Annotated in this window: 20 protein-coding genes; 12 read left to right on the forward strand and 8 right to left on the reverse strand. The window is 70.2% G+C overall.

Annotated features, from left to right (window positions below; all coding sequences use genetic code 11):
• Positions 1 to 60 precede the first annotated feature (60 nt).
• Both glgB and G3T37_RS09475 read right to left on the reverse strand, forming a co-directional pair.
• Positions 61 to 2,244, reverse strand: coding sequence for a 1,4-alpha-glucan branching protein GlgB (gene glgB, locus G3T37_RS09470; protein ID WP_163473380.1), 2,184 nt, complete (start codon positions 2,242 to 2,244; stop codon positions 61 to 63).
• Entirely contained in the window at positions 2,244 to 4,280 is a 2,037-nt protein-coding gene (locus G3T37_RS09475) for a maltotransferase domain-containing protein (protein WP_174247760.1), read from the reverse strand. The genes glgB and G3T37_RS09475 overlap by 1 nt, the downstream gene beginning before the upstream one ends.
• 148 nt (positions 4,281 to 4,428) lie before the next feature.
• On the opposite strand from G3T37_RS09475, the gene glgP reads away from it, so the two are divergent.
• The gene (gene glgP / locus G3T37_RS09480; RefSeq protein ID WP_163473382.1) at positions 4,429 to 6,984 is read left to right on the forward strand and encodes an alpha-glucan family phosphorylase; all 2,556 of its coding nucleotides are present in this window, start codon (positions 4,429 to 4,431) and stop codon (positions 6,982 to 6,984) included.
• A gap of 321 nt (positions 6,985 to 7,305) precedes the next feature.
• Positions 7,306 to 7,503: a hypothetical protein gene (locus G3T37_RS09485; protein WP_163473384.1), complete on the forward strand. Its 198-nt coding sequence runs from the start codon at positions 7,306 to 7,308 to the stop codon at positions 7,501 to 7,503.
• Positions 7,504 to 7,689: 186 nt separating this feature from the next.
• On the opposite strand, the gene ybaK is transcribed toward G3T37_RS09485, so the two are convergent.
• Positions 7,690 to 8,163: a Cys-tRNA(Pro) deacylase gene (gene ybaK / locus G3T37_RS09490; RefSeq protein ID WP_163473386.1), complete on the reverse strand. Its 474-nt coding sequence runs from the start codon at positions 8,161 to 8,163 to the stop codon at positions 7,690 to 7,692.
• A 15-nt stretch (positions 8,164 to 8,178) separates the two neighbouring features.
• Positions 8,179 to 10,227 carry a glycogen debranching protein GlgX gene (gene glgX, locus G3T37_RS09495; protein WP_163473388.1) on the reverse strand — a complete coding sequence of 683 codons (2,049 nt, stop codon included), beginning with the start codon at positions 10,225 to 10,227 and terminating at the stop codon, positions 8,179 to 8,181.
• A gap of 61 nt (positions 10,228 to 10,288) precedes the next feature.
• Between glgX and G3T37_RS09500 the strand changes: the two genes are divergently transcribed.
• The 6 genes from G3T37_RS09500 to G3T37_RS09525 all read left to right on the forward strand — a co-directional run bounded on the left by G3T37_RS09500 (position 10,289) and on the right by G3T37_RS09525 (position 17,651).
• Positions 10,289 to 11,467, forward strand: coding sequence for a cysteine desulfurase family protein (locus G3T37_RS09500; protein WP_163473390.1), 1,179 nt, complete (start codon positions 10,289 to 10,291; stop codon positions 11,465 to 11,467).
• Entirely contained in the window at positions 11,460 to 12,020 is a 561-nt protein-coding gene (locus G3T37_RS09505) for a hypothetical protein (protein WP_163473392.1), read from the forward strand. The genes G3T37_RS09500 and G3T37_RS09505 overlap by 8 nt, the downstream gene beginning before the upstream one ends.
• Positions 12,021 to 12,133: 113 nt before the next feature.
• Positions 12,134 to 13,240 carry a tRNA 2-thiouridine(34) synthase MnmA gene (gene mnmA / locus G3T37_RS09510; protein WP_163473394.1) on the forward strand — a complete coding sequence of 369 codons (1,107 nt, stop codon included), beginning with the start codon at positions 12,134 to 12,136 and terminating at the stop codon, positions 13,238 to 13,240.
• Between the two features lie 95 nt (positions 13,241 to 13,335).
• Complete coding sequence (gene ligA / locus G3T37_RS09515) at positions 13,336 to 15,606, forward strand: NAD-dependent DNA ligase LigA (protein ID WP_163473396.1); 2,271 nt, start codon at positions 13,336 to 13,338, stop codon at positions 15,604 to 15,606.
• Between the two features lie 209 nt (positions 15,607 to 15,815).
• Complete coding sequence (locus G3T37_RS09520) at positions 15,816 to 17,174, forward strand: alpha/beta hydrolase (protein ID WP_163473398.1); 1,359 nt, start codon at positions 15,816 to 15,818, stop codon at positions 17,172 to 17,174.
• A gap of 36 nt (positions 17,175 to 17,210) precedes the next feature.
• Positions 17,211 to 17,651 carry a hypothetical protein gene (locus G3T37_RS09525; RefSeq protein ID WP_163473400.1) on the forward strand — a complete coding sequence of 147 codons (441 nt, stop codon included), beginning with the start codon at positions 17,211 to 17,213 and terminating at the stop codon, positions 17,649 to 17,651.
• Positions 17,652 to 17,657: 6 nt separating this feature from the next.
• Here G3T37_RS09525 and G3T37_RS09530 read toward each other — a convergent pair whose 3' ends face one another.
• Both G3T37_RS09530 and G3T37_RS09535 read right to left on the reverse strand, forming a co-directional pair.
• Positions 17,658 to 18,464, reverse strand: a complete 807-nt coding sequence (locus G3T37_RS09530) for a hypothetical protein (protein ID WP_163473402.1) — start codon at positions 18,462 to 18,464, stop codon at positions 17,658 to 17,660.
• Positions 18,461 to 19,264: an META domain-containing protein gene (locus G3T37_RS09535; RefSeq protein ID WP_163473404.1), complete on the reverse strand. Its 804-nt coding sequence runs from the start codon at positions 19,262 to 19,264 to the stop codon at positions 18,461 to 18,463. The genes G3T37_RS09530 and G3T37_RS09535 overlap by 4 nt, the downstream gene beginning before the upstream one ends.
• Positions 19,265 to 19,357: 93 nt before the next feature.
• On the opposite strand from G3T37_RS09535, the gene gatC reads away from it, so the two are divergent.
• Both gatC and gatA read left to right on the forward strand, forming a co-directional pair.
• Positions 19,358 to 19,657, forward strand: a complete 300-nt coding sequence (gene gatC / locus G3T37_RS09540; RefSeq protein ID WP_163473406.1) for an Asp-tRNA(Asn)/Glu-tRNA(Gln) amidotransferase subunit GatC — start codon at positions 19,358 to 19,360, stop codon at positions 19,655 to 19,657.
• Positions 19,654 to 21,192: an Asp-tRNA(Asn)/Glu-tRNA(Gln) amidotransferase subunit GatA gene (gene gatA / locus G3T37_RS09545; RefSeq protein ID WP_163473408.1), complete on the forward strand. Its 1,539-nt coding sequence runs from the start codon at positions 19,654 to 19,656 to the stop codon at positions 21,190 to 21,192. The genes gatC and gatA overlap by 4 nt, the downstream gene beginning before the upstream one ends.
• 12 nt (positions 21,193 to 21,204) lie before the next feature.
• Here the strand turns inward: gatA and G3T37_RS09550 are convergent, their stop codons facing one another.
• Complete coding sequence (locus G3T37_RS09550; RefSeq protein ID WP_163473410.1) at positions 21,205 to 21,756, reverse strand: CGNR zinc finger domain-containing protein; 552 nt, start codon at positions 21,754 to 21,756, stop codon at positions 21,205 to 21,207.
• An 82-nt stretch (positions 21,757 to 21,838) separates the two neighbouring features.
• Here G3T37_RS09550 and G3T37_RS09555 point away from each other — a divergent pair, with 82 nt between their 5' ends.
• On the forward strand, positions 21,839 to 22,834 hold the full coding sequence (locus G3T37_RS09555) for an EamA family transporter (RefSeq protein WP_163473412.1): 996 nt from the start codon (positions 21,839 to 21,841) through the stop codon (positions 22,832 to 22,834).
• A 29-nt stretch (positions 22,835 to 22,863) separates the two neighbouring features.
• Entirely contained in the window at positions 22,864 to 24,378 is a 1,515-nt protein-coding gene (gene gatB / locus G3T37_RS09560) for an Asp-tRNA(Asn)/Glu-tRNA(Gln) amidotransferase subunit GatB (protein ID WP_163473413.1), read from the forward strand.
• A gap of 21 nt (positions 24,379 to 24,399) precedes the next feature.
• Here gatB and G3T37_RS09565 read toward each other — a convergent pair whose 3' ends face one another.
• Positions 24,400 to 25,092: a DUF1294 domain-containing protein gene (locus tag G3T37_RS09565; protein WP_163473415.1), complete on the reverse strand. Its 693-nt coding sequence runs from the start codon at positions 25,090 to 25,092 to the stop codon at positions 24,400 to 24,402.
• Positions 25,093 to 25,140: the final 48 nt, after the last annotated feature.

Raw genomic sequence — 25,140 nt, forward strand, 5'->3', positions numbered from 1 at the left:
GCCGGTGACTCCGCTCCTCTGAGCCGCCGCCCTCTCCCTCGCCGCCGCCACGGCCGCTCGTCACCGCCGCAGCTTGAGCCAGAGCCCCGCGAGCGGTGGCAGGGTGAGTTCCGCGGAGGCGGGACGACCGCCCCAGGGCTGCTCGTACGCGACGACCGTGCCGAAGTTGCCGACGCCTGATCCGCCGAACTCGACCGCGTCGGTGTTGAGGATCTCCTCCCACTCGCCCGCGAACGGCAGGGCGACCCGGTACGGTCCCACGGGATTCCCGGAGAAGTTCATCAGCACCGCGATCGGCTGCCCGTCGCTGTCCCAGCGCAGGAACGAGACCACGTTGTGCTGGGCATCCCCGCCGTCGATCCAGTCGAAGCCGACGGGCGTGTTGTCCTGCTCCCACAGCGGCTTCTCGCTCCGGTAGACGCGGTTCATCGCGCCGACGAGGCGGAGCAGGCCCTGGTGGCTGGGCTGATCGAGGATCCACCAGTCGAGCCCGCGCTCCTCGCTCCACTCCGAGGGCTGGCCGAACTCCGAGCCCATGAAGAGCAGCTGCTTGCCCGGGTGCGCCCACATGAAGGCGAGGTAGGCGCGCACATTGGCGAGCTTCTGCCACTGGTCGCCAGGCATCTTGGAGAGCAGGGCGCCCTTGCCGTGCACGACCTCGTCGTGGCTGATGGGCAGGAGGAAGTTCTCGCTCCACGCGTACACGAGGCTGAAGGTGATCTCGTTGTGGTGGTAGGCACGGTACATCGGGTCTTCCTGGATGTACTGGAGGGAGTCGTGCATCCAGCCCATGTTCCACTTCAGGCCGAAGCCGAGTCCGCCGCTCGCGGTGGGCGCGGTCACGCCGGCCCACGAGGTCGACTCCTCGGCGATCATGACGATGCCCGGGTTGCGCTTGTAGGCGGTCGCGTTGACCTCCTGCAGGAAGCTGATGGCCTCGAGGTTCTCACGCCCGCCGTGGATGTTCGGCTCCCAGTCGCCCTCCTCCCGCGAGTAGTCCAGATAGAGCATCGACGCGACGGCGTCGACCCGAAGCCCGTCGATGTGGAACTGCTCCAGCCAGTAGAGCGCGTTCGCGACGAGGAAGTTGCGCACCTGGGAGTCGCCGAAGTTGAAGATGAGCGTGCCCCAGTCGCGCTGCTCGCCGCGCTTCGGGTCGGCGTGCTCGTAGAGCGCACGGCCGTCGAAGCGCGCGAGGGCCCACTCGTCCTTGGGGAAGTGCCCCGGCACCCAGTCCATGATCACGCCGATCGATGCCTGGTGCAGCCGGTCGATGAGGTAGCGCAGGTCATCCGGGTGTCCGAAGCGGCTCGTCGGCGCGTAGTAGCCAGTGACCTGGTAGCCCCAGGAACCCCCGAAGGGATGCTCGGCGAGCGGCATGAACTCGACGTGCGTGAAGCCCGTCTCGTGCACGTACTCGATCAGCTGGTCGGCGAGTTCGCGGTAGCCGAGCCCCGGACGCCACGAACCGACGTGCATCTCGTACACGCTCGTGGGGGAGTTGTGGGGGTCGTGCGCGGCGCGCTGGCGCAGCCAGGCCGCGTCGCCCCAGACGTACTTCGATTCGCCGATGATCGAGGCGGTCGCGGGCGGCGTCTCGGTGTACTGCGCCATCGGGTCGGCGCGGGTGACCCAGTCGCCCGCCTCGGTCTGCAGCTCGAACTTGTAGGCGGAGCCCGGGCCGAGCTCGGGGATGAAGATCTCCCACACCCCGTTGTCGTCGAGGCGGCGCATCGCGTGCCGCTCGCCACCCCAGCCATTGAAGTCGCCGACGACCCGCGCGGCCTTGGCGTGCGGCGCCCACACGCTGAACGAGGTGCCGACCACGTCCTCGTGGGGGCGGAAGTGGGCGCCCAGCGCGTCCCAGAGCTGCTCGTGGCGGCCCTGGCCCCACAGGTAGAGATCGACGTCTCCGACGGAGGGCACGAAGCGGTAGGGGTCGTCGGCGGTCCAGCCGGGCGCACCCTCGTACTCGGTCTCGATCACGTAGGCCTGACCCGGCGCAGGCGCGTAAGCCTGCCAGAGGCCGTCCTGAACGTGGGAGAGAGCGACGCGCGAGCCGTCGGTCCGCACGGCGGTCACGGTCTTGGCGAGGGGGCGCACGACGCGGATGACGAAGCCGTCGCCGACCGGATGCTGGCCGAGGGTGGAGTGCGGCTGCGGGTGGTAGCCGCCCACCAGTGACGCGATGTGATCCGGGTCCAGGGCGGGAAGCGCGGGCGCCTTCGGGGTGTCGGTGGCCATCAGGATCCTTGTCTGTAGTCGACGCTGAGGATGTGAACGGGTTCGGTGAAGGCGTCGAGCCGCACGTAGTTGTGCTCGCTCCACGTGAATCTCTGCTCGGTGATGAGATCTTTGACCTCGAACACGTCCCCCGGCGCGAGGCCGAGCGCGCGGAGGTCGAGGTGCACGGTCGTCTCGCGGACGGAGTGCGGGTCGACGTTGGCGACGACGATGATGCCGTCGGGCTTGCCCGGGCGCGTGAACTCGCCCGCCAGGTACTTGGAGTAGACGAGGATCGAGTCGTCGTCGCTCCAGTGCAGTCTGAGATTGCGGAGCTGGCGCAGGGCGGGGTGCGCCGCGCGGATGCGATTGAGCTGAGACAGGTAGGGCGCGAGCGAGTTGCCCAGCTTCTCGGCCTTGGCGAAGTCGCGCTGCTTGTACTCGTACTTCTCGTTGTCGATGTTCTCTTCGCTGCCGGGCCGGGCCACGTCCTCGTAGAGCTCGTACCCCGCGTAGACACCCCAGCTGGCGCCCGCGGTGGCCGCGAGAGCCGCGCGGATCCGGTAGGCGGCGGGCCCGCCGAACTGCAGGTACTCGGTGAGGATGTCCGGCGTGTTCACGAACAGATTCGGGCGGTAGAAGGCGCTCCAGGTGTCGCTGATCTGCACGAAGAACTCCTCGAGCTCCGCCTTCGTGTTGCGCCAGGTGAAGTAGGAGTAGGACTGCTGGAATCCCGCACCGGCGAGGGACTGCATCATCGCGGGTCTCGTGAAGGCCTCCGCGAGGAAGACCACGTCGGGGTACTCGGCGTTGACCTCGTGGATGAGCCACTCCCAGAACTGCAGCGGCTTGGTGTGCGGGTTGTCGACCCGGAAGATCTGGATGCCCAGCCCGATCCAGTAGCGCACGATGCGCAGGATCTCCTCGCGGATGCCGACCGGGTCGTTGTCGAAGTTGAGCGGGTAGATGTCCTGGTACTTCTTGGGCGGGTTCTCGGCGTAGGCGATCGACCCGTCGGGCAGCGTGGTGAACCACTCCGGATGCTCGGTGACCCAGGGATGATCGGGCGAGCACTGCAGCGCGAGATCGATCGCGATCTCGAGATTGTGCTTGCGCGCCACCTCGAGGAACGCGACGAAGTCGTCGACCGTGCCGAGGTCGGGGTGGATCGCGTCGTGGCCCCCCTCCGCGCTGCCGATGGCCCAGGGCGAGCCGGGATCGTTCGGACCGGCCGTGAGCGAGTTGTTCGGTCCCTTGCGGAAACTGCGGCCGATCGGGTGGATCGGCGGCAGGTAGACGACGTCGAATCCCATGAGGGCGACGCCGGCGAGCCGCTGCGAGGCGGTCGCGAAGGTTCCCGAGCTCCAGCTGCCGTCGCGGTTCTTGCGGGCGCCCTCGCTCCGCGGGAAGAACTCGTACCAGCTGCCGACGCCCGCGCGCGTGCGTTCCACCCGGATGCTCGACGCCTCGCTGAGCGTCTGCAGACTGGCGATCGGCCGCGAGTCGAGCAGGGCGGCGAGGCGCGGATCGTGCGCGGCGGCGAGCCGTTCGTCGCGGGGGAGCGAGGGATCGCGCAGGGCGGCGAGTACGTCTTTGACGGCCTTGGTGGCACTCATGCGACCGAGCAGGGCGACGCCCTCGCTGAACACGAGCTCGACATCCTGGCCCAGTGGCACCTTGATCTCGGCGGCGTGCAGCCAGCTGGCCCAGTCGTCGCTGTAGGCCTGGACGCGGAACCGCCAGGTGCCGGTCGTGTGCAGTTGCACCTCGACCTCCCAGCGGTCGGTGCCGGGAGCGCCGGGCGACATCTTGTGCTGGGTCTGCACCCCCTGCGGATCGACGAGGAGCAGGTCGACGCCGAGCAGATCGTGTCCCTCGCGGAACACGGTGGCCGCGAACGGCACCACCTCGCCTGCAAACGCTTTCGCCGGCCAGCGGTTCTCCGGCTGTCGCGGTTCGACCCCCCTGATCGGGATGCGGCCGATGCGCGGCTCGTACGTCGTGTCGGTTGCGACCGCCGCCTTCGCGGAGGCGGTCGTGCTGTCCTGTTTCGCCACGACACCGACCGTACCCCTAAAGACCGGACGGCGGGCGGGCTTTTCTTGCGCGCAGAGAGTGTCTAGGGGCACCCGGACGGCCGGCGCCGGAGATCCGGATCGGCTCCGAGGTTGTGAGGGGAGCCTCCAACTCGAATAGGGTTGCGGGGTGAAGGCAATCCGTCGATTTACCGTCCGCACCGTTCTTCCGGAAGCGCTTACAGCGCTCGAGGACCTGGCGACCAACCTGAGGTGGTCGTGGCACCGTCCCACGATGCAGCTGTTCGCCTCCATCTCGCCCGCGATCTGGGATGAGACGGGTCACGACCCGGTCAGCCTCCTCGGCGCGATCGAACCGGCCCGCCTGCACGAACTCGCGCAGGACGCCGACTTCGTGCGACGCACCGAAGAGCTGCGCGACGACCTCGCGCGCTACCTCTCCGAGCCCCGCTGGTATCAGGGGCTCGACGACGCGCCGAAGGCGATCGCCTACTTCTCGCCCGAGTTCGGCATCGCGGCAGCGCTGCCGCAGTACTCCGGCGGCCTGGGGATCCTCGCGGGCGATCACCTCAAGAGCGCCTCCGATCTGGGCGTGCCGATCATCGCCGCGGGACTGTTCTACCGCGCCGGCTACTTCCGCCAGGGCATCTCTCGCGACGGCTGGCAGCAGGAGAGCTACCCCGTGCTCGACCCGGACGGCCTCCCGCTCCGCGTGCTCCGCAACCCGGACGGAACCGCCGCGCAGGTCACCCTCGCCCTTCCGGACGGCAAGGCCCTTGCCGCCCGCATCTGGAAGGTCGCGGTCGGCCGCGTCACCCTGCTGCTGCTCGACACCGACGTTCCCGAGAACGACGACGAGCTTCGCGGCGTCACCGACCGACTGTACGGCGGGGGCGGCGAACACCGACTCCTGCAGGAGCTTCTCCTCGGCATCGGCGGCGTGCGCGCCATCAAGATCTACACCGACCTCACGGGCTCGCCCGCACCCGAGGTGTTCCACACCAACGAGGGGCACGCCGGCTTCCTGGGCCTCGAGCGCATCAGCGATCTGATCGGCGGCGGGCTGTCGTTCGACGAAGCCCTGCAGGTCGTCCGCGCGGGCACCGTGTTCACGACGCACACCCCCGTGCCGGCCGGCATCGACCGCTTCGAGGCGTCGCTCGTGCAGCGCTACTTCTCCACCGACCTCCTGCCGGGGGTCGCGGTCGACCGCGTGCTCACGCTCGGCGCCGAGGACTACGAGGGCGGCACCGAGGGCACCTTCAACATGGCCGTCATGGGCCTCCGCCTCGGCCAGCGGGCCAACGGCGTCTCCCTCCTGCACGGCGACGTCTCGCGCGGCATGTTCGGCGCGCTCTGGCCGGGCTTCGACCAGGATGACGTGCCGATCACCTCGGTCACCAACGGCGTGCACGCGCCCACCTGGACCGATCCGCACCTCCTCGCGCTCGCCTCCGAGAAGCTCGGCACCACCAACACCACGCACGCGGACTGGCGCTCGGACGCGATCAGCGACGCCGACATCTGGAACGTGCGCCAGCAGATGAAGAAGCAGCTGGTCGCGGATGCCCGCACGCGCCTCATCGCGTCGTGGGAGGAGCAGAACCCGGGCGCGGGTGTGCCCGCCTGGTTCTCGGGAATCCTCGATCCGACCGTGCTCACGATCGGCTTCGCGCGCCGCGTGCCGACCTACAAGCGGCTCACCCTCATGCTTCGCGACCCGGAGCGCCTGCGCAAGCTGCTCACGCATCCGACGCACCCCGTGCAGATCGTGATCGCCGGCAAGTCGCACCCCGCCGATGACGAGGGCAAGCGGCTCATCCAGCAGCTGGTCGAGTTCGCGGCGGGCGCCGATGTGCGGCACCGCATGGTGTTCCTGCCCAACTACGACATCGCCATGGCGCAGCTGCTCTACCCGGGAACCGACGTCTGGCTGAACAACCCGCTGCGCCCGCTCGAGGCCTGCGGCACGAGCGGCATGAAGGCGGCGCTGAACGGCTCGCTCAACCTGTCGATTCTCGATGGATGGTGGGCCGAGTACTTCGACGGTGAGAACGGCTGGGCCATCCCGACCGCCGACAGCGCCGGCGACGCCTCCGAGCGCGACGATCTGGAGGCCGAGGCCATGTACGACCTCATCGAGCACCAGATCGCCCCGCGCTTCTACGACCGCAATGAGCAGGGCGTCCCCACGCGCTGGGTGGAGGGGATCCGCCACACGCTGTCGACGCTGTCTCCCGCGCTCAGTGCCGACCGCATGGTCATGGAGTACGTCGAGCGCCTGTACATGCCCGCCGCGCGCTCCGAGCGCGACATCACCGCCTCCGGGTACGCGCCCGCCCGCGAGCTCGCGGAGTGGAAGGATCGCGTCACGGCGGCGTGGCCGAGGGTCTACGTGACCCACGTCGAGTCCGGCGGAGTCGACTCCGTGCCGCAGATCGGAGACTCCCTCCAGGTGCGGGCGCTCGTGCAGATCGACGGGCTGCGTCCCAGCGACCTGAAGGTCGAGGTCGTGTACGGCCGGGCACGCGACGGCGACACGCTCTCGAACATCCGGCGCCAGAAGCTCGGCTTCGATTCGCACACGCCGGGTCAGCCCGCGGTCTTCTCGGGAACCGTGACCCTCGAGTCGCCCGGGAGCTTCGGGTACAACGTGCGCGTGGTCCCCTCGCACCCCCTGCTCGCGAACCCGGCCGAACTCGGGCTCATCAGCGTCGCCCACTGAGAGGCTCCGCTGGAGCGCGCTTCGGAATCCGTTGTAGAGGCCGCGATTGACGGTGCTTTTCGGGGCTTCACCGGAGTATTTTCTGCGTGATCGACATCGTCGTGCTTCGGCGCGACCGCTCGGTCATGGAGGATAGACAGGTCCTCCTGTCCCCATAAAACCGGCTGCTATCAGCACTTTTCTTATCGCCGGACCACCCCCGTATTGGGTGTGCGGGCGCTATTGCGGGCGGTGCACGGGCATCCGTAGTGTCAATGGTGTCGCCAGAACCACCGGCGGCCCCAACCGGCCTCACGGCCACAACCCGTACAGGACGCCACCATGTCGAAGTCGCAGCAGCCCAGCGCAGCGACCTCCGGCGTGCGCGTCGCGGGTTCCACCAACTCCGTGTCGGACGGGATGCTCGGGGGAGCGTTCCCGTCTCGCGCGGCAGGCAAGATGAGCAGCCTTCTGGGTGCGCCTCTGTTGCAGCGGATCGGGTTCCGCCGCCAGTCGCGAACGCTCCGGGACGTCTCCTAGACGCCCGGCAACCCCAGGCCTGCTCGCTGGCCCAACCGGTCGTCCCCGTCACCTGCTTCGGCAGAGGGCGGGGACGCCGCTGTTAAGCCGTCAGGCGCCTCGAACCGTTGATGCCGGCCGTCGATGGCGGGTGCGTCGGCGGCGCGGGGCGGCGCGGCTCGATCTCGCGATCGCGGCGAACCGCGCTCAGTCGCGCGCGATCGCGGCGACGGCGGCGCCGGTCGCCGCGATGAGGTCGGCGGGCGCGAGCTCGATGTCGAAGCCCCGGCGACCGCCCGAGACGAAGACCGTGTCGAAGAGCTCGACCGTCTCGTCGATCACCGTCTCGTGGCGCATCTTCTGACCGATCGGGCTGATGCCGCCGAGCACGTACCCCGTGCGCCGCTGCGCGAGGGCCGGGTCGGCCATGGTCGCGCGCTTTCCGTGGAGGACGCTCGCGAGGGCGCCGAGGTCGAGGCTGCCGGTGACCGGCACGACGGCGACGATGAGCCGGCCATCCACCTCGGTCAGGAGCGTCTTGAAGACGCGCTCCGGGTCGAGCCCCAGTGCGTCCGCGGCCTCCTGCCCGAAATTGCGGTTCGCCGGGTCGTGCGTGTAGCTGTGGGCCGTGAACCGGATGCCCGCCGCCTCCAGCGCGACCGTCGCCGGTGTTCCCGCCATCGCCCGACCCCCGTGTCAGTGCGCCCGGAACAGCTGCATCGAGGTGCCCGCGATGAGCACCTCGCTGCCGGGGCCGTGTTCGAGCTCGGTGTCGTGCAGCTCGTCGTCGGCCGAGTTCCAGAGCAGGGTGTAGCCGGTCACGCCCTCGTGCTCGGGCAGGGTGACGGTGACGTCGCGCTCGAGCCCGTGGACGATGAGCAGGATGCGGTTGAACTCCTCGAACTCGGGAGTGGACGCCGCGAGGTACTGGAGGGTGCGCGCCGAGGGCGAGTTCCAGTCGCTCTCGCTCATCGAGAGGCCCTCGGTGTTGTACCAGTCCATCTGCGACGCCGAGGGCACGGTCTCTCCGAAGCGGGCGAACCGCACGGGCCGCAGCGCCGGGTTCTCGCGACGCAGCCGCAGCAGCGTCTGCGCGACCTGCCACAGCTCGTTCTGCCACTCCTCGTGCCCCGCCCAGCTCAGCCAGGTCAGTTCGCTGTCGTGGCAGTAGGCGTTGTTGTTGCCGCGCTGGCTGCGCCCGAACTCGTCGCCCGCGGTGAGCATGGGGACGCCCGCGGAGAGGAGCAGGGTGCCGAGGAGGTTGCGCATGGCCTTGCAGCGGGCATCCAGCACCGTCTGATCGCGGGTGGGCCCCTCGATGCCGTGGTTGAAGGAGTGGTTGTTGTCGGTGCCGTCGCGGTTGTTCTCGCCGTTGCCGAGGTTGTGCTTCTGGTTGTAGGCCGTGAGGTCGGCCATCGTGAATCCGTCGTGCGCGGTGATGAAGTTGACGGAGGCGAGCGGTCCGCGCTCCTCGGAGAACACGTGCGAGGAGCCCGCCAGGCGCCGGGCGAAGCCGCCGATGCCGGAGGGTGCCGAGCCGTGGTGACGTGCCGAGGCGACGTCGGTGAGCCAGAAGTCGCGCACCCGGTCGCGGTAGCCGTCGTTCCACTCGAGGAAGCCCTTGGGGAAGTGGCCCACCTGCCAGCCGCCCATGCCGACGTCCCAGGGCTCGGCGATCATCTTGACACCGCGCAGCGCGGGGTCGCTCACGATGGCCTGCAGCAGGGGATGCCCGCTGTCGAAGTCGACGTTCTCGTCGCGGCCCAGCGTTGCGGCGAGGTCGAAACGGAACCCATCGATCTGCACCTCGGTGGCCCAGTAACGCAGCGAGTCGAGCACGAGTCGCTGCGCCGCGGGGAGGGAGAAGTCGACGGTGTTGCCGCATCCCGTCACGTCGATGTAGTCGCCGTCCGCCATCTGGCGGTAATACGAGGCGTTGTCGATGCCGCGCAGCGACGAGGTCGGGCCGCCCGGCCCCTCCTCGGCCGTGTGGTTGTAAACGACGTCGAGGATGACCTCCAGCCCGGCCTCGTGCAGCAGCCGCACCATGCCCTTGAACTCGCGCAGGACGGCGCCGGTGCCGCCGAACTGGGCCGCCTTCGAGGCGTAGCTCGCGTGCGGCGTGAAGAAGTTGAGCGTGTTGTAGCCCCAGTAGTTGGCGAGCCCCTGCTTGATGAGTCGCTGCTCGCTCACCGACTGGTGGATCGGCAGCAGTTGCACGCTCGTGACGCCGAGGTCTTTGAGGTAGGCGATCGTGCTCGGGTGCGCGAGACCGGCGTAGGTGCCGCGGAGCTCCTCCGGAACGGCGGTGTTCGACTTGGTGAGGCCCTTGACGTGGGCCTCGTACAGCACGGTGTGGTCGAGCGGCACGGCCGGCTTGGCGACGCCGCCCCAGTCGAAGGCGTCATCCTGCACATAGGAGCGCCACTCGCCGGTGGAGGTGCGGGCGAGCCCGCGGGCGTAGGGGTCGATGAGATTGCGGGTGGGGTCGAAGGCGTGCGTCTTGCCCTTCGGCCCGCTCGCGCGGAGCGCGTAGCGCGTGCCGGGTGCGAGCGCCTTCGTGCGCACCGACCAGACGTCCGCCTCACCGCGCACGAGCGGGTAGGTCGCGCGCACCCAGCTCGGGTCCTTGTCGTCGAAGATGGCGAGCTCGATGGCGGTCGCGTTGCGCGACCACACCTTGAGTTCGCCGCCCCGCGAGGTGACGTGCACCCCGAGGTGACGCAACGGGTCTGGTGCAGGCATGCGACCTAGAGTAGTTACTTCGTAAGTCGGCAATGTTACGACGGGGCAATTGGGAGTGCGCATGGCGATCTATCTCGATCACGCCGCGACGACCCCGATGACGCCGCGCGTGCGGGAGGCCTACCTCGAGGCGCTCGGCGTCGTGGGCAATCCCTCGTCGATCCACTCCCAGGGCCAGAACGCGAAGCGGATGCTCGAGGAGGCCCGCGAGCGGGTCGCCGCGTCGCTCGGGGCCGATGCCGTGGAGGTGACCTTCACCTCGGGCGGGACGGAGGCGATCAATCTCGCGGTCAAGGGACTGTATTGGGAGCGCCAGAGGGGCGAGCGGCCGCGGCCGCGCATCCTGATGCCCGCCGGCGAGCACCACGCGACCGTCGACGCCGCCGCCTGGCTCGCGCAGGCTCAGGGCGCGATCGTCGAGGAGGTGCCGGTCGACGCGGTGGGCCGGATCGACCTGGACGCACTGCGGGCCGCGCTCGGCGACGACGTCGCGCTCGTGACGGCGATCTGGGCGAACAACGAGGTCGGCACCGTGCAGCCCGTGCGGGAGATCGTCGCGCTCGCCGCGGCCGAGGGGGTGCCCGTGCACCTCGACGCGGTCGCGGCGTACGGCTACCTTCCGATCGACTTCCACGCGAGCGGCGCCGCCGCCCTCAGCGTCTCGGCGCACAAGATCGGTGGCCCCGTCGGCATCGGGGCGCTCCTCATCGCCCGGAGCTCCTCCGTCACTCCGCTCGTGCACGGCGGCAACCAGCAGCGCGCGCGGTCCGGAACGCAGGATGCGGCGGGGGCCGTCGCGTTCGGGGTGGCCGCCGCCGAGGCGACACGGGAGCTGGGCATCCGTTCGGGGCTGCTCGCGGCGCGTCGGGACCGGCTCATCGCGGGCGTCAGGGCGGCGGTGCCCTCGGCGATCCTGCGGGGAGACCCGGTCGACCGGCTACCCGGCAACGCGCACTTCACCTTCCCCGGCTGCGAGGGCGACTCGCTGCTCTTTCTGCTCGACGTCGCGGGCTTCAGCGTCTCTACCGGCTCAGCCTGCCAGGCGGGCGTTCCCGAGGCCTCCCACGTGCTGCTGGGCATGGGGGTCTCCGAACCGGATGCGCGCGGAGCCCTCCGCATCACGATCGGCCACGAGACGACCGGTGGCGAGGTCGACGCCTTCGTCGCCGCGCTGCCGGCCGCCGTGGAGCGCGCCACTCGCGCGGGACTCGCGGACCGGGTGGTGGGCTTTGGTGCGTAGCGCGGGGGTGGCGGCCCTCCTCGTGGCGGGCCTCGCCCTCGTCGGATGCACCGCGCCCACGGCGACACCCACGACCGCACCCAGCGCCAGCGCCAACGCCAGTGCGGCTCCGGTGACCGCGCTCGGCGCTCTGCACCCCGTCTTCCCGGATCCCGTCTCGGATACGAGCGTCGAGAAGGAGTCCACCCGCGTCGCCGACGCGATCCAGGCGCTCATCGCCTCGCCCGCGGTCGTGCACGTCGACGACCACGCGCGCCTGGTTCCGGCGACCTCGACCAACGGGCGGTACTACGGAATCCTGCGCACGGTGACCGTGGATGCGAGCCTCGACCCCATCGCGCAGACCACCGCCATGGCGAAGCTGCTCGTCGCGGCGGGCTGGATCGAGCGCCAGACGGGCAGTGACACCGGCAAGTACCTCGACGCGCTCGCGAGCGGCACGGATGCGACGCGCTCGTGGTTCGTGATCGTGGGGGCCGACTCCACCGATTCCTCGTCACCGGTCGTCACGATCCAACTCGCGAGCCCCGACCTCGGCCCGCCGACGCAGTAGCGGCCGCTCGGCGGTCGCGGTGCCGTGGTGTTCGCCCCAGGACCAGCCCAGCGCTGTCGCCCAGCGTTCGTCCTGCCCGGGCCCCCTCGACCGGTCGACCGTAGACTGGAGCAATGCGTGTTCTGGCGGCCATGAGCGGGGGAGTGGACTCCGCGGTCGCTGCGGCGCGCGCGAAAGACGCCGGTCACGACGTCGTCGGCGTTCACCTCGCCCTCAGCCGCATGCCGGGAACGCTGCGCACGGGTGCGCGCGGCTGCTGCACGATCGAGGATTCGATGGATGCCCAGCGCGCCGCCAACCTCATCGGAATCCCGTACTACGTCTGGGACTTCTCCGAGCGCTTCAAGGCCGACGTCGTCGACGATTTCGTGGCGGAGTACTCGGCCGGTCGCACGCCCAACCCCTGCCTGCGCTGCAACGAGCGCATCAAGTTCGCCGCGCTGCTCGAGAAGGCGCTCGCCCTCGGCTTCGACGCGGTCGCGACGGGCCACTACGCCACCGTGCTGACGGATGCCGACGGCAACCGCGAGCTGCACCGGGCGGCCGCGTGGGCCAAAGACCAGTCCTACGTGCTCGGAGTGCTCACCGCGGAGCAGCTCGCGCACAGCATGTTCCCGCTCGGCACGACGCCGTCGAAGGCGGAGGTGCGCGCCGAGGCCGCCGCACGGGGATTCAGCGTCGCGAGCAAGCCCGACAGCCACGACATCTGCTTCATCCCGGACGGCGACACCCGCGGCTGGCTCGCCGAGCGCGTCGGCGCCGAGCAGGGCGAGATCGTCGAGCGTGACGGCACCGTCGTCGGCACGCATCAGGGGGCGCACGCCTTCACGGTGGGCCAGCGGCGCGGGCTGAGCATCGGGCATCCCGCACCGGATGGTCGGCCGCGCTTCGTGCTGGAGGTCCGGCCGAAGGACAACACGGTGGTCGTCGGCCCGAAGGAGGCGCTCGACATCGCGCAGTTGGCCGGATCCCGGTTCAGCTGGGCCGGTCGCGCGCCCGAGCACCCGGAGAGCGAGTGGGCGTGCGAGGTGCAGATCCGCGCGCACGCCGATCCGGTTCCCGCCACCGCTGTCGTGCGCGACGGCGAGCTCGTGATCACCCCGGATGCCCCCCTCGGCGGCGTCGCTCCCGGCCAGTCGGCCGTCGTCTACCTGGGCACCCGCGTGCTCGGCCAGTGCACGATCGACCGCACCGTCTCGGCGGTGCCCGCGCCCGCCTGAGCCCGCGGCGACTCGCGGCGAGGACCTTCCGCAGACCGCCCCCGCCCCGGTCCGGCCGCCTCCCCGGCGTCGGTGGCGCGTCCTAGGCTGGAGGCGTGGCAGAGACGTACACGACCGAAGAGCTCGACCGCGCGAGCGATGAGGCCCGCGCACTGACCGCGCGGATCCTCGAACTGCGCGATGCCTACTACGAGAAGGAGGCGGCGCTCGCCTCCGACGAGGAGTATGACGGCCTGATGCACCGGCTCGAAGAGCTGGAGCGACTCTTCCCCGAGCTGCAGAGCCAGGACAGCCCCACGCAGACGGTGGGCGGCCGCGCCGAGACGACGCTCTTCGCCCCGGTGACGCACGCCGAGCGCATGCTCAGCCTCGACAACGTCTTCTCCATCGAGGAGTTCGAGGCCTGGGCGGCGAAGGTCGAGCGCGACTCGGGCCGGTCTGTCGACTACCTCTGCGAGCTCAAGATCGACGGTCTCGCCATCAATCTGCGGTACGAGCGGGGCGTGCTGACCTCCGCCGCCACGCGCGGTGACGGGGTCGTCGGCGAAGACGTGACCGACAACATCGCCTACGTCCCCGGGATCCCGCGGGAGCTGCGCGACACCGAGGGTACGGGAGTGCCGATCCCGGAGCTCGTGGAGGTGCGCGGCGAGGTCTACTTCGAGGTCGCGACCTTCACCGCGCTCAACGCCCTGCAGGCGGCCGAGGGCGAGCGCATCTTCGCGAACCCGCGAAACGCCGCCTCCGGCAGCCTGCGTCAGGTGCGCGAGAACAAGAACGAGGCGCAGCTGCGGCGCATGGATCGTCGGCTCGCCGGCCTCAGCATGCTCGTGCACGGCATCGGAGCGTGGCGAAACCCTCCGGTGGAGAGCCAGTCGAAGACCTACGAGCTGCTGCGGGCGTGGGGCCTCCCGACCAGCCCGCACTATCGGGTGTGCCACAGCGCGGAGGAGGCGGCCGACTTCATCCGCCACTTCGGCGAGCACCGCCACAGCGTCGAACACGAGATCGACGGCGTCGTCGTGAAGGTCGACGAGCTGGCGCTGCACGACGAGCTCGGGGCGACGAGCCGCGCGCCGCGCTGGGCGATCGCCTACAAGTACCCGCCCGAGCAGGTGAACACCCGCCTGCTCGACATCGTCGTGAGCGTCGGGCGCACCGGCCGCGCGACGCCGTTCGCCGTGATGGAGCCGGTCCGCGTGGCGGGGTCCACGGTGCGTCAGGCCACCCTGCACAACCAGGACGTCGTGAAGGCCAAGGGAGTGCTGATCGGCGACACCGTCGTGCTGCGAAAGGCGGGCGACGTGATTCCCGAGGTACTGGGGCCCGTGGTGGAGCTTCGCGACGGCTCCGAGCGCGAGTTCGTGATGCCCAGTGCCTGCCCCGAGTGCGGCACTCCGCTCGCGCCGGCGAAGGAGGGCGACGTCGACCTGCGGTGCCCCAACGCGCGGGCCTGCCCCGCCCAGGTGCGCGGTCGCGTCGAGCACGTCGGCAGCCGCGGGGCGCTCGACATCGAGGCGCTCGGCGAGGTGACCGCCGCGGCGCTCACCCAGCCCTTCGAACCGGCCGAGCCGCCGCTGCGCACCGAGGCCGGACTCTTCGAGCTGACCATCGACGACATCTTCCCGGTCGAGGTGATCGTTCGCGACAGCGAGACCGGGCTGCAGAAGCTGGATGACCGCGGCGAGCCCAAGCGCGAGACCCCCTTCAAGCGGCGCCGCCAGAAGCGCGACGGTCCCTTCGACCCGGATTCGCCCACCTTCGCGGGTGACGAGCTGTACGTGCCGTCGAGCAACGCCGAGAGCCTCATCGCCAACCTCGAGAAGGCGAAGACGAGCCCTCTCTGGCGCATTCTCGTCGCGCTGAGCATCCGCCACGTCGGTCCGGTCGCGGCGCGCGCGCTCGCCGACTACTTCGGTTCGCTCGATGCCATCCGTGCCGCCGCTCGCGACGAACTGGCGGCCGTGGAGGGCGTCGGACCGATCATCGCCGATGCGCTCCTCGAGTGGTTCGGGGTCGACTGGCACCAGGAGATCATCGAGCGGTGGGCCGCCTCCGGCGTGCAGTTCGCGACACCGGGGCACCCCGGTCCCGGCAGTGCGCAGGATGCGACCGGTCCCCTCGCGGGGCTCACCGTCGTCGCGACGGGCTCACTCGAGGGGTACACGCGCGAGGGAGCGCAGGAGGCGATCATCCAGGCGGGGGGCAAAGCGGCCTCGAGCGTCAGCAAGAAGACCGATTTCGTGGCGGCGGGGCCGGGCGCCGGTTCGAAGCTGACCAAGGCCGAGGAGCTCGGCGTGCGCGTGATCGACGCCGCGCAGTTCAGGATTCTGGTGGAAAAAGGGCCCGCCGCACTCGACGAATAGCCACTCGCGTCTGAGACGTAATGAGTTGTTTACCTCGCACCCCCCAAACGGGGCTGTATACCCCCTATTATTGGCGGTGCGCGGCATTGCATGCCTGGGAATGTACGCAGTGTCCGCGCAGTAGAGGGGACAAACCCGAATTGCTGTTTGACGTCGCAGCGCTTCTGTTCACCTCGGCCGCACTGGAACACGCCGCCGAGGTTTCAACCATGCCTGCGACGTCCCTCATTCAGGTGCAGGACACCCCGACGACCGCGGATATCGTTCCCTACAGCCCCGCGGTCACGAACGGCGTCGCGCCCCTCCTCTACGGCGCTTTGATCGATCCCTCCGCGGTTGTCCAGCCGCTGTCCCTCAGCTCACGGCCGGTCTCCCTCTCCGACCTCTCAGCGCTCAGCGGCGTCACGCTGTTGCGCGAGCTGGCCATCCTGCCGCACGACCAGCTGGCGAGCTACATCGCCAGTAATCCCCGGGTCGTCGACAACATCCTGGCGTCGCCGCCCGCACCCGCTGAGACGTCGGCGATGTGGAATACGATGTCCGACCCCGACCGCCTCAACCTGGAGACCGCAGCGCCGCGGCTCGTCGGAAACCTCGATGGCATTCCCGCCGACGTGCGCGACACCGCCAACCGCGCCTGGATCCCGCAGGTGCAGGCGCAGCTCACCAGCCGGCTGAACTCGGCCTCCGGCCGGGCGATCGCCGAGGACGCGCGTCACCAGATCCACATGCTGGGCGAGATCCAGAGCGCGCTGGGCACCTCCGGGTCGATCCCGCAGCGCTCCCTGCTCTCCGTCGACCCGACGGGCCAGGGCAAGGCCGCGATCGTTCTCGGCGACCTCGCGCACGCCGACTACGTCACCTACATGGTGCCGGGCATGTTCTTCACGGTCGACGGGCAGATCGACGACTGGACCGACGACGCCTCGCGCCTTTACGACGAGCAGGTCAGCTGGCTGAATCTCATTGACAAGGTCAAGCCGGGCGAGGCGAAGAAGACCGTCGCGGTCGTCGCCTGGATGGGCTACCAGACCCCCGACCTCACGAACATCGGCTCCCTCGACCTGGCCTATCAGGGCAGGGACGCCCTCGCCCGCACCATCGAGGGACTCCAGGCCGAGCGGGCCGGAACCGAGCCGTACATCACGGTGGTGGCACACAGCTACGGCTCCACCGCCGCGCTCATGGCCCTCACCGAATACGACTTCCAGATCGACGCGCTCGCGCTCGTCGGTTCCCCGGGCAGCGCCGCGCAGTCGGTGAACGATCTCCACGTGCGCAACCACAACGTCTACGTGGGCGAGGCGCCGTTCGACCCGGTGCCCAACAGCGCCTGGTTCGGCAGCGATCCCGCCGCGCCCAGCTATGGGGCGAAGAAGATGGCGGTGGGCGGCGGCTTCGACGCGATCACCAACGAATTCCTGGCCCCCTCCTTCGGTCACAACGACTACTTCGGCGTCGGCACCGAGTCCATGCGCAACATGGCGCTCATCGGAATCGACCACGGCGAACTCGTCACCACGGGCTCCTCCTCCGACAACCGGAAGACACTCGCGCTCGAGCAGTGATAGTTTGGCCGCGCACTACGGTGCGGATGGAAGGTCATGTCGTCACGCGCGCTGCTCATTCCCGCCTTCGCACTGGTGCTGGTGGGTCTGACCGGCTGCGCCCTCACGACGGGCGGGGATGCCGACCCCCAGGCCGCCCGTGACACCCTCTATCGCGTGCTCGACCGCACCGAGGCCACCATCGGGGGCGACTGGGTGGTCGCCGACGATCCGACCCCGCGGGGGTGCACCTTCCCGATCTGGACGCAGGGCACGCTGTATCCCGGGCTCCGCACCGCTGCGCCGATCGCGGGCGCGACGGCCGCGCTGCGCCGGGTGGAGGTGCTGTGGCGGCGCCTGGGCTACAGCCTGGAGACGAGTCGGGTGGGGGCGGTCATCCAGCTGCGGGGCACCGCCTCGCTCAGCCGCAGCCTGCAGTTGCGCTTCGGTCCCGATGGCATGACCCTCCAGGGCGAGAGCGAGTGCCGCCCCGGATGACCGGCCTCACCCCCGCACGAAGGTCGCGCGCGTCTCACCGAACAGCCCGCTGACGACGAGCACGCCGCGCACGACGGCGACCGTGAAGCTGTTGGTCAGCAGGTCGCGCGCCGCCCCCGCCGCGTTCCGCTGATCGGGCGTGCACTGCTCGCCCTGGAGGATGTCGACGAGCACCCCGTCGACGGCGACGGTCGAGCTGCCCGCCACGGTCGTCACGAGAACGAGCGTCTCGGAGCAGGGCGAACTGATGCGGAGGAGGTCGGGTGCGATGAAGCGCACCGCCACCTGGTGCAGCACCCCGGAGCCGCCGGCGAGGCGCGGGAGCTGCGGCGGAAGCTGATCCAGCAGCCAGGTGACGCCCATGAGGGGCTCGAGCGGGGCGACGGTGCGACGGCGGAACTCGAGTCGGGCCGACGGCGAGCTCAGCTCGAGATCGCCCCCGGAGCGGCGGGCGACCGTCACCTCGCGCAGCGCGCGGAAGTAGCGGGAGTTCAGCGTCGCGACGCCCTGTTCGATGCAGTCGGCGTGCCCCTGGGTCACGCTCAGGAAGACCGCGCCGGATCCGCCCGTGACGCGCGCGCGGTAGTCCTCGCAGGGGGTCGTGCCGTGGGCCGCGCCCGCGTCGCCCACGTCGAGGGAGAGGTAGGAGCCGTTGAGGTGCAGGAGACCGCGATCGTCGTGGGCGCCCACGAGCAGCCACCGCCCGGTGAGACGGGGGTCGATGATCGCGTCGTGGCCGGACGCCGGCGCGCACCCGGTGAGGGCGAGGAGCAGAGCGGCGGTGACGGCGGCGAGGGCGCGGCGGGGGGTCATCCGGCGAACACCAGCGGTCGGAAGGTGGCGACCAGGCCGTTGTTGAGGCTGCTCACGACGAGCGCGTTCTTGGTGAAGCGCAGCCGGAACTGCCCGCTGAGCGTCGCCGCGGCGTTCTCGCTGATGGCGCGCAGCGACCCGCAGCGCGACCAGTCGGCGGGGGTGCGTTCCGCCGCCGAGACCGTGACGAGATTTCTGCCGGTCACCCGGTAGTGGAAGACGATGAAGCCGCAGGGGGTCCCGAATTCGAAGAGGTGGGCGTCCTGCACGCTCAGGTTGAACCAGGGCTGATCGATGCTGATGTAGTCGACGAAGCCGCTGAGCGACTGCAGCTGCCACGAGTCGCCGATGATGTCGAGCAGCGGGGGGCGCACCGAGCGGACGAATCGCAGTGTGGTGCGCGCCGAGCGCAGGAGGAGCGAGCCGCCCGCCAGGCTCGCGTTCGTGGTGGCCGAGAGTGCGCGGAAGTAACGGCTGTCGAGGCCGTTGTCGATCGCGCCGCTGCACCGGTCGGCCCGGGTCACCCTCAGCCGCACGAACACCGCGCCCACACCGCCCGCGACGGATGCGGTGTAGCTGTTGCAGGGCGCCCGACCACCGCTGTGCGCGGAGTCGGCGATCTCGAGTGTGACGTACTGGTCGTTCAGAGCGATCGCGCCGCGAGCGTCGCGGGCGGCCACGAGTTCCCATGACCCGCGCAACCGGGGGTCGGGGGAGGAGCCTGCGACCGGGCCCCCGGAGCAGGCGGCGAGGAGGATCGCGAGCGCGGTCGCGGCGGCGATCACACCGAGTCGTCTCATCGCTGAACCTCCTGCGCCCACTCTGTCAGATCGACGCGGCCGGCAGGCGCAATAGAATTGTCGGGATCCCTCACCCCTTGAGCTCGGAGTCGCATGTCTGAAATCACCCCCGACGTGGTGCGTCACCTCGCCGGTCTCGCGCGCATCGCGCTCACCGAGAGCGAGGTCGCGTCGCTCACCGGCGAACTGGGCAGCATCGTCGACAACATCGCGAAGGTCAGCGAGGTCGCGACCCCCGATGTCGAGGGGACGAGCCACCCCATCCCGCTCCAGAACGTCTTCCGGGCCGATATCCCCGGTGTCACCCTCACGACCGAGCAGGCGCTCGCGGGAGCGCCCGATCACGACGGCAGCCGGTTCCGCGTGACCGCGATCCTGGGAGAAGAGCAGTGAGCCTGATCCACTTGAGTGCCGCCGAGCTGGGCGAGAAGCTCGCGAGCGGAGAGGTCTCGTCGGTCGAGGTCACCCGCGCACACCTCGACCGCATCGCCGCCGTCGACACCGATGTGCACGCCTTCCTGCACGTGAACGCCGCCGCCCTCGAGACCGCCGCGGCAGTCGATGCGAAGCGTGCCGCGGGGGAGCAGCTGGGCGAGCTCGCCGGCGTGCCGATCGCGATCAAGGACGTGCTGTGCACCCTCGGGATGCCCTCCACGGCGGGCTCGCGCATCCTCGAGGGCTGGGTGCCCCCGTACGACGCGACCGTCGTCGCGCGCCTGCGGGCCGCCGATCTCGTGCCCCTCGGCAAGACCAACATGGACGAGTTCGCGATGGGGTCGTCGACCGAGCACTCCGCCTACGGTCCGACGCACAACCCCTGGGATCTCGACCGCATCCCCGGCGGCTCGGGCGGTGGCTCCGCGGCCGCCGTGGCCGCGTTCGAGGCGCCGATCGCGCTCGGCTCCGACACCGGCGGCTCGATCCGCCAACCGGCCGCCGTCACCGGCAGCGTGGGCGTGAAGCCCACCTACGGCTCCGTCTCGCGCTACGGAGCCATCGCGCTGGCCTCCTCGCTCGACCAGGTGGGGCCGGTCAGCCGCACGGTGCTCGACGCGGCCCTCGTGCACGACGTCATCGGAGGCTGGGATCCGCGCGACTCCACCTCCCTGAAGGACGAGTGGCCCTCTTTCGCCCAGGCCGCTCGCGAGGGCGCCCGCCAGGAGTCGCTCGCGGGCCTGCGCATCGGCGTCGTGAAGCAGCTCGACGCGCCCGGCTTCCAGGCCGGGGTCAGCCAGCGGTTCCACGAGGCGCTCGAGCTGCTCGCCTCCGCGGGGGCCGAGATCGTCGAGGTGAGCGCCCCCAACTTCGAGTACGCGGTCGCCGCCTACTACCTGATCCTCCCGGCGGAGGCCTCGAGCAACCTCGCCAAGTTCGACTCGGTGCGGTTCGGCCTGCGGGTGAACCCCGCGGGCGGCGGCACCGTCGAAGACGTGATGGCGGCCACGCGCGAGGCGGGCTTCGGTCCCGAGGTGAAGCGCCGCATCATCCTCGGCACCTACGCTCTCAGCGCGGGCTACTACGACGCGTACTACGGCAGCGCGCAGAAGGTGCGCACGCTGATCCAGCGCGACTTCTCGGCCGCGTTCGCCGAGGCGGACGTGCTCGTGAGCCCCTCCGCCCCCACGACCGCGTTCCGGCTGGGGGAGAAGCTCAACGACCCGCTCGCCATGTACCTCAACGACGTGACGACGATCCCCGCGAACCTCGCCGGTATCCCCGGCATGGGCCTGCCGATCGGGCTGGCTCCTGAGGACGGCCTGCCGGTGGGCATCCAGCTGATGGCACCCGCCCGCGCGGATGACCGGCTCTACCGCCTCGGAGCGACGCTCGAGCGCCTCCTCGAGCAGAAGTGGGGCCACACCCTGCTGAGCCAGGCACCGGATCTGGCGCAGTCGGAGATGTACGCGGCGGAGACCGGCGCCGTCTGACGGCAGCCGGCGTCAGTCCTCGCCCTGACGCTCGCGATAGGCGACCATGTTCATCCGGTTGCCGCAGCGCACGCTGCAGAAGCGCTTCGAGCCGTTGCGCGAGAGGTCCGCGAGGATTCCCTCGCAGTCGTAGGCGGCGCAGGCGCGCAGTCGCGAGGTGGCATCGGCGCGGATGACGTCGGAGAGCGCGAGCGCGACCTCGACTCTCATCCGCTCGGCGAGCGGCGCGTCGGCGGGCGTGGCGTGCAGGTGCCAGTCGAGCCCGTCGTGGCGGGCGAGCTGCGGCAGCGCCCCCGCCGCGTGAAGCAGGGTGTTGACCTCCTCCGCCATCCGGTCGCGGTCGATGAGCCAGATCCGCCGGAACTCGTCGCGGGTGAGCCTCACCTCGGCGAGTTCGGCCTCGTCCCGGTCGAAGCGGCCCGAGTACCGGTGCTCCGTGAGCAGCGCGGTCAGCTGGGCGGGTTCGCCGAGTTCGTCCGTTCCACTTCGTGACGCCCGGGCGACGGTGTTGGCGAGGGCGATCGCGAACTCCAGGGTGTCGACCGTGTCAGGGGTAAAAAGCAATTTGACTCCTTATTCGAGGCAAGACTACCGTCTGGAGTAGCACCCCGTCCGCTCAGCTCCATCCCTCATCCAGGAGGTCGTCATGGCTCGCTCCACGACCACGCGCGGCCTCCTCATCGCCATCATCGCCGCCGCCTGCTTCGGCATGTCAGGCGCACTCGTGAAGCCCCTCCTCGAGGCCGGCTGGACCCCGGCGGCCGCCGTCACGGCGCGCGCGCTCATCGGCGCGGTGGCGCTCGCTCCCTTCGCCCTCGTGGCCCTGCGCGGCCGCTGGTCCACACTGTGGCGAGCGCGTGGACGGATCCTCGTCATGGCGGGGATCGGCGTCGCGGGCACGCAGCTCGTGTACTTCGCCGCCGTTCAGCGCATCCCCATCGGGACCGCCATCCTCATGGAGTACACCGCCCCGCTCCTGCTCGTGCTGCTCGCCTGGGCGCGCACGCGCCGGGTGCCCCGCCTGGTCGTGATCATCGGCTCGGTGCTCGCGGTCGCGGGCCTCGTGCTGGTGGTCGCCCCGCAGGGCGGGGTCGCGCTCGACACGCTGGGCGTGGTGTTCTCGGTGCTGGGGATGATCGGCTGCGCCATCTACTACCTCGCCGCCGCGATCCCGAGCGACGGTCTGCCGCCCGTCGCCTTCGCCGCCTCCGGGCTCCTGCTCGGCGGCCTCGCACTGGGTGCCGTCGGTCTTCTCGGCATCGTCCCCTTCGCGGTCACGACCACGGCCGTGCGCTTCGGCGGGGTGACGACGGCGTGGTGGGTGCCCGTGCTCATCGTGGGGGTGCTCTCCACCGGGCTCGCCTACGCGGCGAGCATCACCTCGAGCGAGCTGCTGGGCTCACGGCTCGCCTCCTTCATGGGTCTGCTCGAGGTCGTGGCGGCCACCCTGTACGCCTGGGTGCTGCTCGGCGAAGGACTCACCGTCGCGAAGGGCATCGGCGGGGTGCTGATCCTCACGGGGATCGCGTTCGTGCGCTCGGAGAAGGCGGACGACGCACCGCTGGAGCCGGGGTCGGGGGCCGACGGGCGAGGGGTGGCCGGTCATCCGGATGCCCTGGAGCCCGCGCCCGCCGACGCCTGAGCCCACCGGCCTCCCCGTAGAATCGTCGGGTGGCTAAAGCAGAACTGATGGACTTCGACAAGGCGCTCGAGCTGTTCGAGCCGGTACTCGGCTTCGAGGTGCACGTGGAGCTCGGCACCGCGACGAAGATGTTCTCGGACGCCCCCAACCCGGCGGCCTTCGGCGCCGTCGCCGCGGAGCCGAACACGCAGATCACGCCCGTCGACCTGGGCCTCCCCGGAAGCCTCCCGGTCGTCAACGAGCAGGCCGTGCGCTACTCCATCAGCCTCGGTCTCGCGCTCGGCTGCTCGATCGCCGAGTCGTCGCGCTTCGCCCGCAAGAACTACTTCTACCCCGACCTCGCGAAGAACTACCAGATCAGCCAGTTCGACGAGCCCATCGCCTATGACGGCTCGGTCGAGGTCGAGCTCTCCGACGGGAGAAGCTTCACGATCGAGATCGAGCGCGCCCACATGGAGGAGGACGCGGGCAAGCTCACGCACGTCGGGGGCGCGACCGGGCGCATCCAGGGCGCCGAGTACTCGCTCGTCGACTACAACCGCGCGGGCGTGCCCCTCGTCGAGATCGTCACCAAGATGATCACGGGAGCCGAGAAGGATGCTCCCGAGCTCGCCAAGGCCTACGTCTCGGCCATTCGCGACATCGTCGTCGCCCTCGGTATCAGCGAGGCGCGCATGGAGCGCGGCAACCTGCGCTGCGACGCCAACATCTCGCTGAGCCCGCGCGGCTCGGGAACGCTCGGCACCCGCACCGAGACGAAGAACGTCAACTCGCTGCGCAGCGTCGAGCGCGCCATCCGATACGAGATCCAGCGTCAGGCGGCCATTCTCGCGGCCGGGGGCACGATCATCCAGGAGACCCGCCACTGGCACGAGGACACCGGAGTCACCTCCGCCGGGCGGCCGAAGAGCGACGCGGACGACTACCGCTACTTTCCCGAGCCCGACCTGCTCCCCGTCGTGCCGGGTGCCGCCCTCATCGAGGAGCTGCGGGCGGCCCTGCCCGAGGCGCCGTCGCTGCGTCGTCGTCGGCTCAAAGAGGCCTGGGGCTTCACCGATCTCGAGTTCCAGGACGTCCTGAACTCCAATCTGCTGGTCGAGGTGGAGCAGACGGTGGCCGAGGGCGCCTCGCCCGCCCAGGCGCGCAAGTGGTGGACGGGCGAGATCGCGCGGGTCGCCAACGAGCGCGAGGTGGAGCCCGGCAGCCTCGTGAGCCCGGAGCACGTCTCCGAACTCATCGCGCTCATCGAGTCGGGTGACCTCACCGACCGCCTGGCCCGGCAGGTGCTGGAGGGCGTGATCGCGGGGGAGGGCGCGCCGCACCACGTCGTCGACGCCCGCGGCCTGAAAGTCGTCTCCGACGACGGCGCGCTCATCGCCGCCATCGACGAGGCTCTCGCCGCGCAACCCGACGTGCTCGAGAAGATCCGCGACGGCAAGGTGCAGGCCGCCGGAGCCGTCATCGGCGCGGTCATGAAGGCGATGCGCGGCCAGGCGGACGCGGCCCGCGTGCGCGAACTCGTGCTGGAGCGCGCTCAGCAGTAGCGCGTTGGGGCTTTCCGAGCCTCAGTGACCGACGAGCACGCGCACCACGCGCGCGACCAGCTCCTCGAACCACGGTGAACTCAGCCCGACGAACAGGAACACGTTGAGCGCGACGCTGCCCCAGAAGCGGCGGCGGAACCCGGCCTTCGTGGTCTTGTGACGCAGGACCTGCTGCGCGACGATCGCCCCCGGCCAGCCTGCGGCTAGGCCGACGAGGAGCAACGACTCCTCCGGCACCCGCCAGCTGCCCCGAATCGCCGCGGCCTTGTCGGCGCGGTACATGACGAAGGTGAGGATGCTCATCACGAGGTAGAGCGCCGCGACCCACAGCGGGAGGTGCCAGAAGTGCGCGACGACGAGATAGACGACCAGGAAGGCGGGCAGCGCGAAGTAGCTGGCGTTGCCGGGCTTGGTGTGCACCGGCGCGAGGAGGCGGCGTTCCTCGCCGCGGGCGGGTGCGCCCAGGGCGACGTCCTCGCCCGCGAGCGCGTCGGCCCGCGGCAGCACCCTGGCCGCCCGGTCCTTGCCGTCCGCCGTGGTCTCGACCTCGAACAGCAACTGCTCTCCGACCGTCGGCACCTCGGTGCCGCGTGGGAACGCGCGGATGTGCGCGAACACGTCCTTGCCGCCGTCGGCCGGTGCGATGAAGCCGAATCCGCGTTCCGCGTTCCATGACACGAGCACGCCTTCGAGGTGTGCGGAACGGGGAGTCATGGCCCGATGATAACCCGGGCTCCCGGGCACCGGCTCACTGCCGCCCGC

The organism is Galbitalea soli, from assembly GCF_010686725.1.
In the GTDB taxonomy this organism is placed as follows: domain Bacteria; phylum Actinomycetota; class Actinomycetes; order Actinomycetales; family Microbacteriaceae; genus Galbitalea; species Galbitalea soli.

Bases quoted from the DNA above. Each gene is read 5' to 3' on its own strand.
- glgB (WP_163473380.1), bottom strand. From the start codon at position 2,244: ATGGCCACCGACACCCCGAAGGCGCCCGCGCTTCCCGCCCTGGACCCG.
- G3T37_RS09485 (WP_163473384.1), top strand. From the start codon at position 7,306: ATGTCGAAGTCGCAGCAGCCCAGCGCAGCGACCTCCGGCGTGCGCGTC.
- ybaK (WP_163473386.1), bottom strand. From the start codon at position 8,163: ATGGCGGGAACACCGGCGACGGTCGCGCTGGAGGCGGCGGGCATCCGG.
- glgX (WP_163473388.1), bottom strand. From the start codon at position 10,227: ATGCCTGCACCAGACCCGTTGCGTCACCTCGGGGTGCACGTCACCTCG.
- G3T37_RS09500 (WP_163473390.1), top strand. From the start codon at position 10,289: ATGGCGATCTATCTCGATCACGCCGCGACGACCCCGATGACGCCGCGC.
- mnmA (WP_163473394.1), top strand. From the start codon at position 12,134: ATGCGTGTTCTGGCGGCCATGAGCGGGGGAGTGGACTCCGCGGTCGCT.
- G3T37_RS09520 (WP_163473398.1), top strand. From the start codon at position 15,816: ATGCCTGCGACGTCCCTCATTCAGGTGCAGGACACCCCGACGACCGCG.
- G3T37_RS09525 (WP_163473400.1), top strand. From the start codon at position 17,211: ATGTCGTCACGCGCGCTGCTCATTCCCGCCTTCGCACTGGTGCTGGTG.
- G3T37_RS09530 (WP_163473402.1), bottom strand. From the start codon at position 18,464: ATGACCCCCCGCCGCGCCCTCGCCGCCGTCACCGCCGCTCTGCTCCTC.
- G3T37_RS09535 (WP_163473404.1), bottom strand. From the start codon at position 19,264: ATGAGACGACTCGGTGTGATCGCCGCCGCGACCGCGCTCGCGATCCTC.
- gatC (WP_163473406.1), top strand. From the start codon at position 19,358: ATGTCTGAAATCACCCCCGACGTGGTGCGTCACCTCGCCGGTCTCGCG.
- G3T37_RS09555 (WP_163473412.1), top strand. From the start codon at position 21,839: ATGGCTCGCTCCACGACCACGCGCGGCCTCCTCATCGCCATCATCGCC.
- G3T37_RS09565 (WP_163473415.1), bottom strand. From the start codon at position 25,092: ATGACTCCCCGTTCCGCACACCTCGAAGGCGTGCTCGTGTCATGGAAC.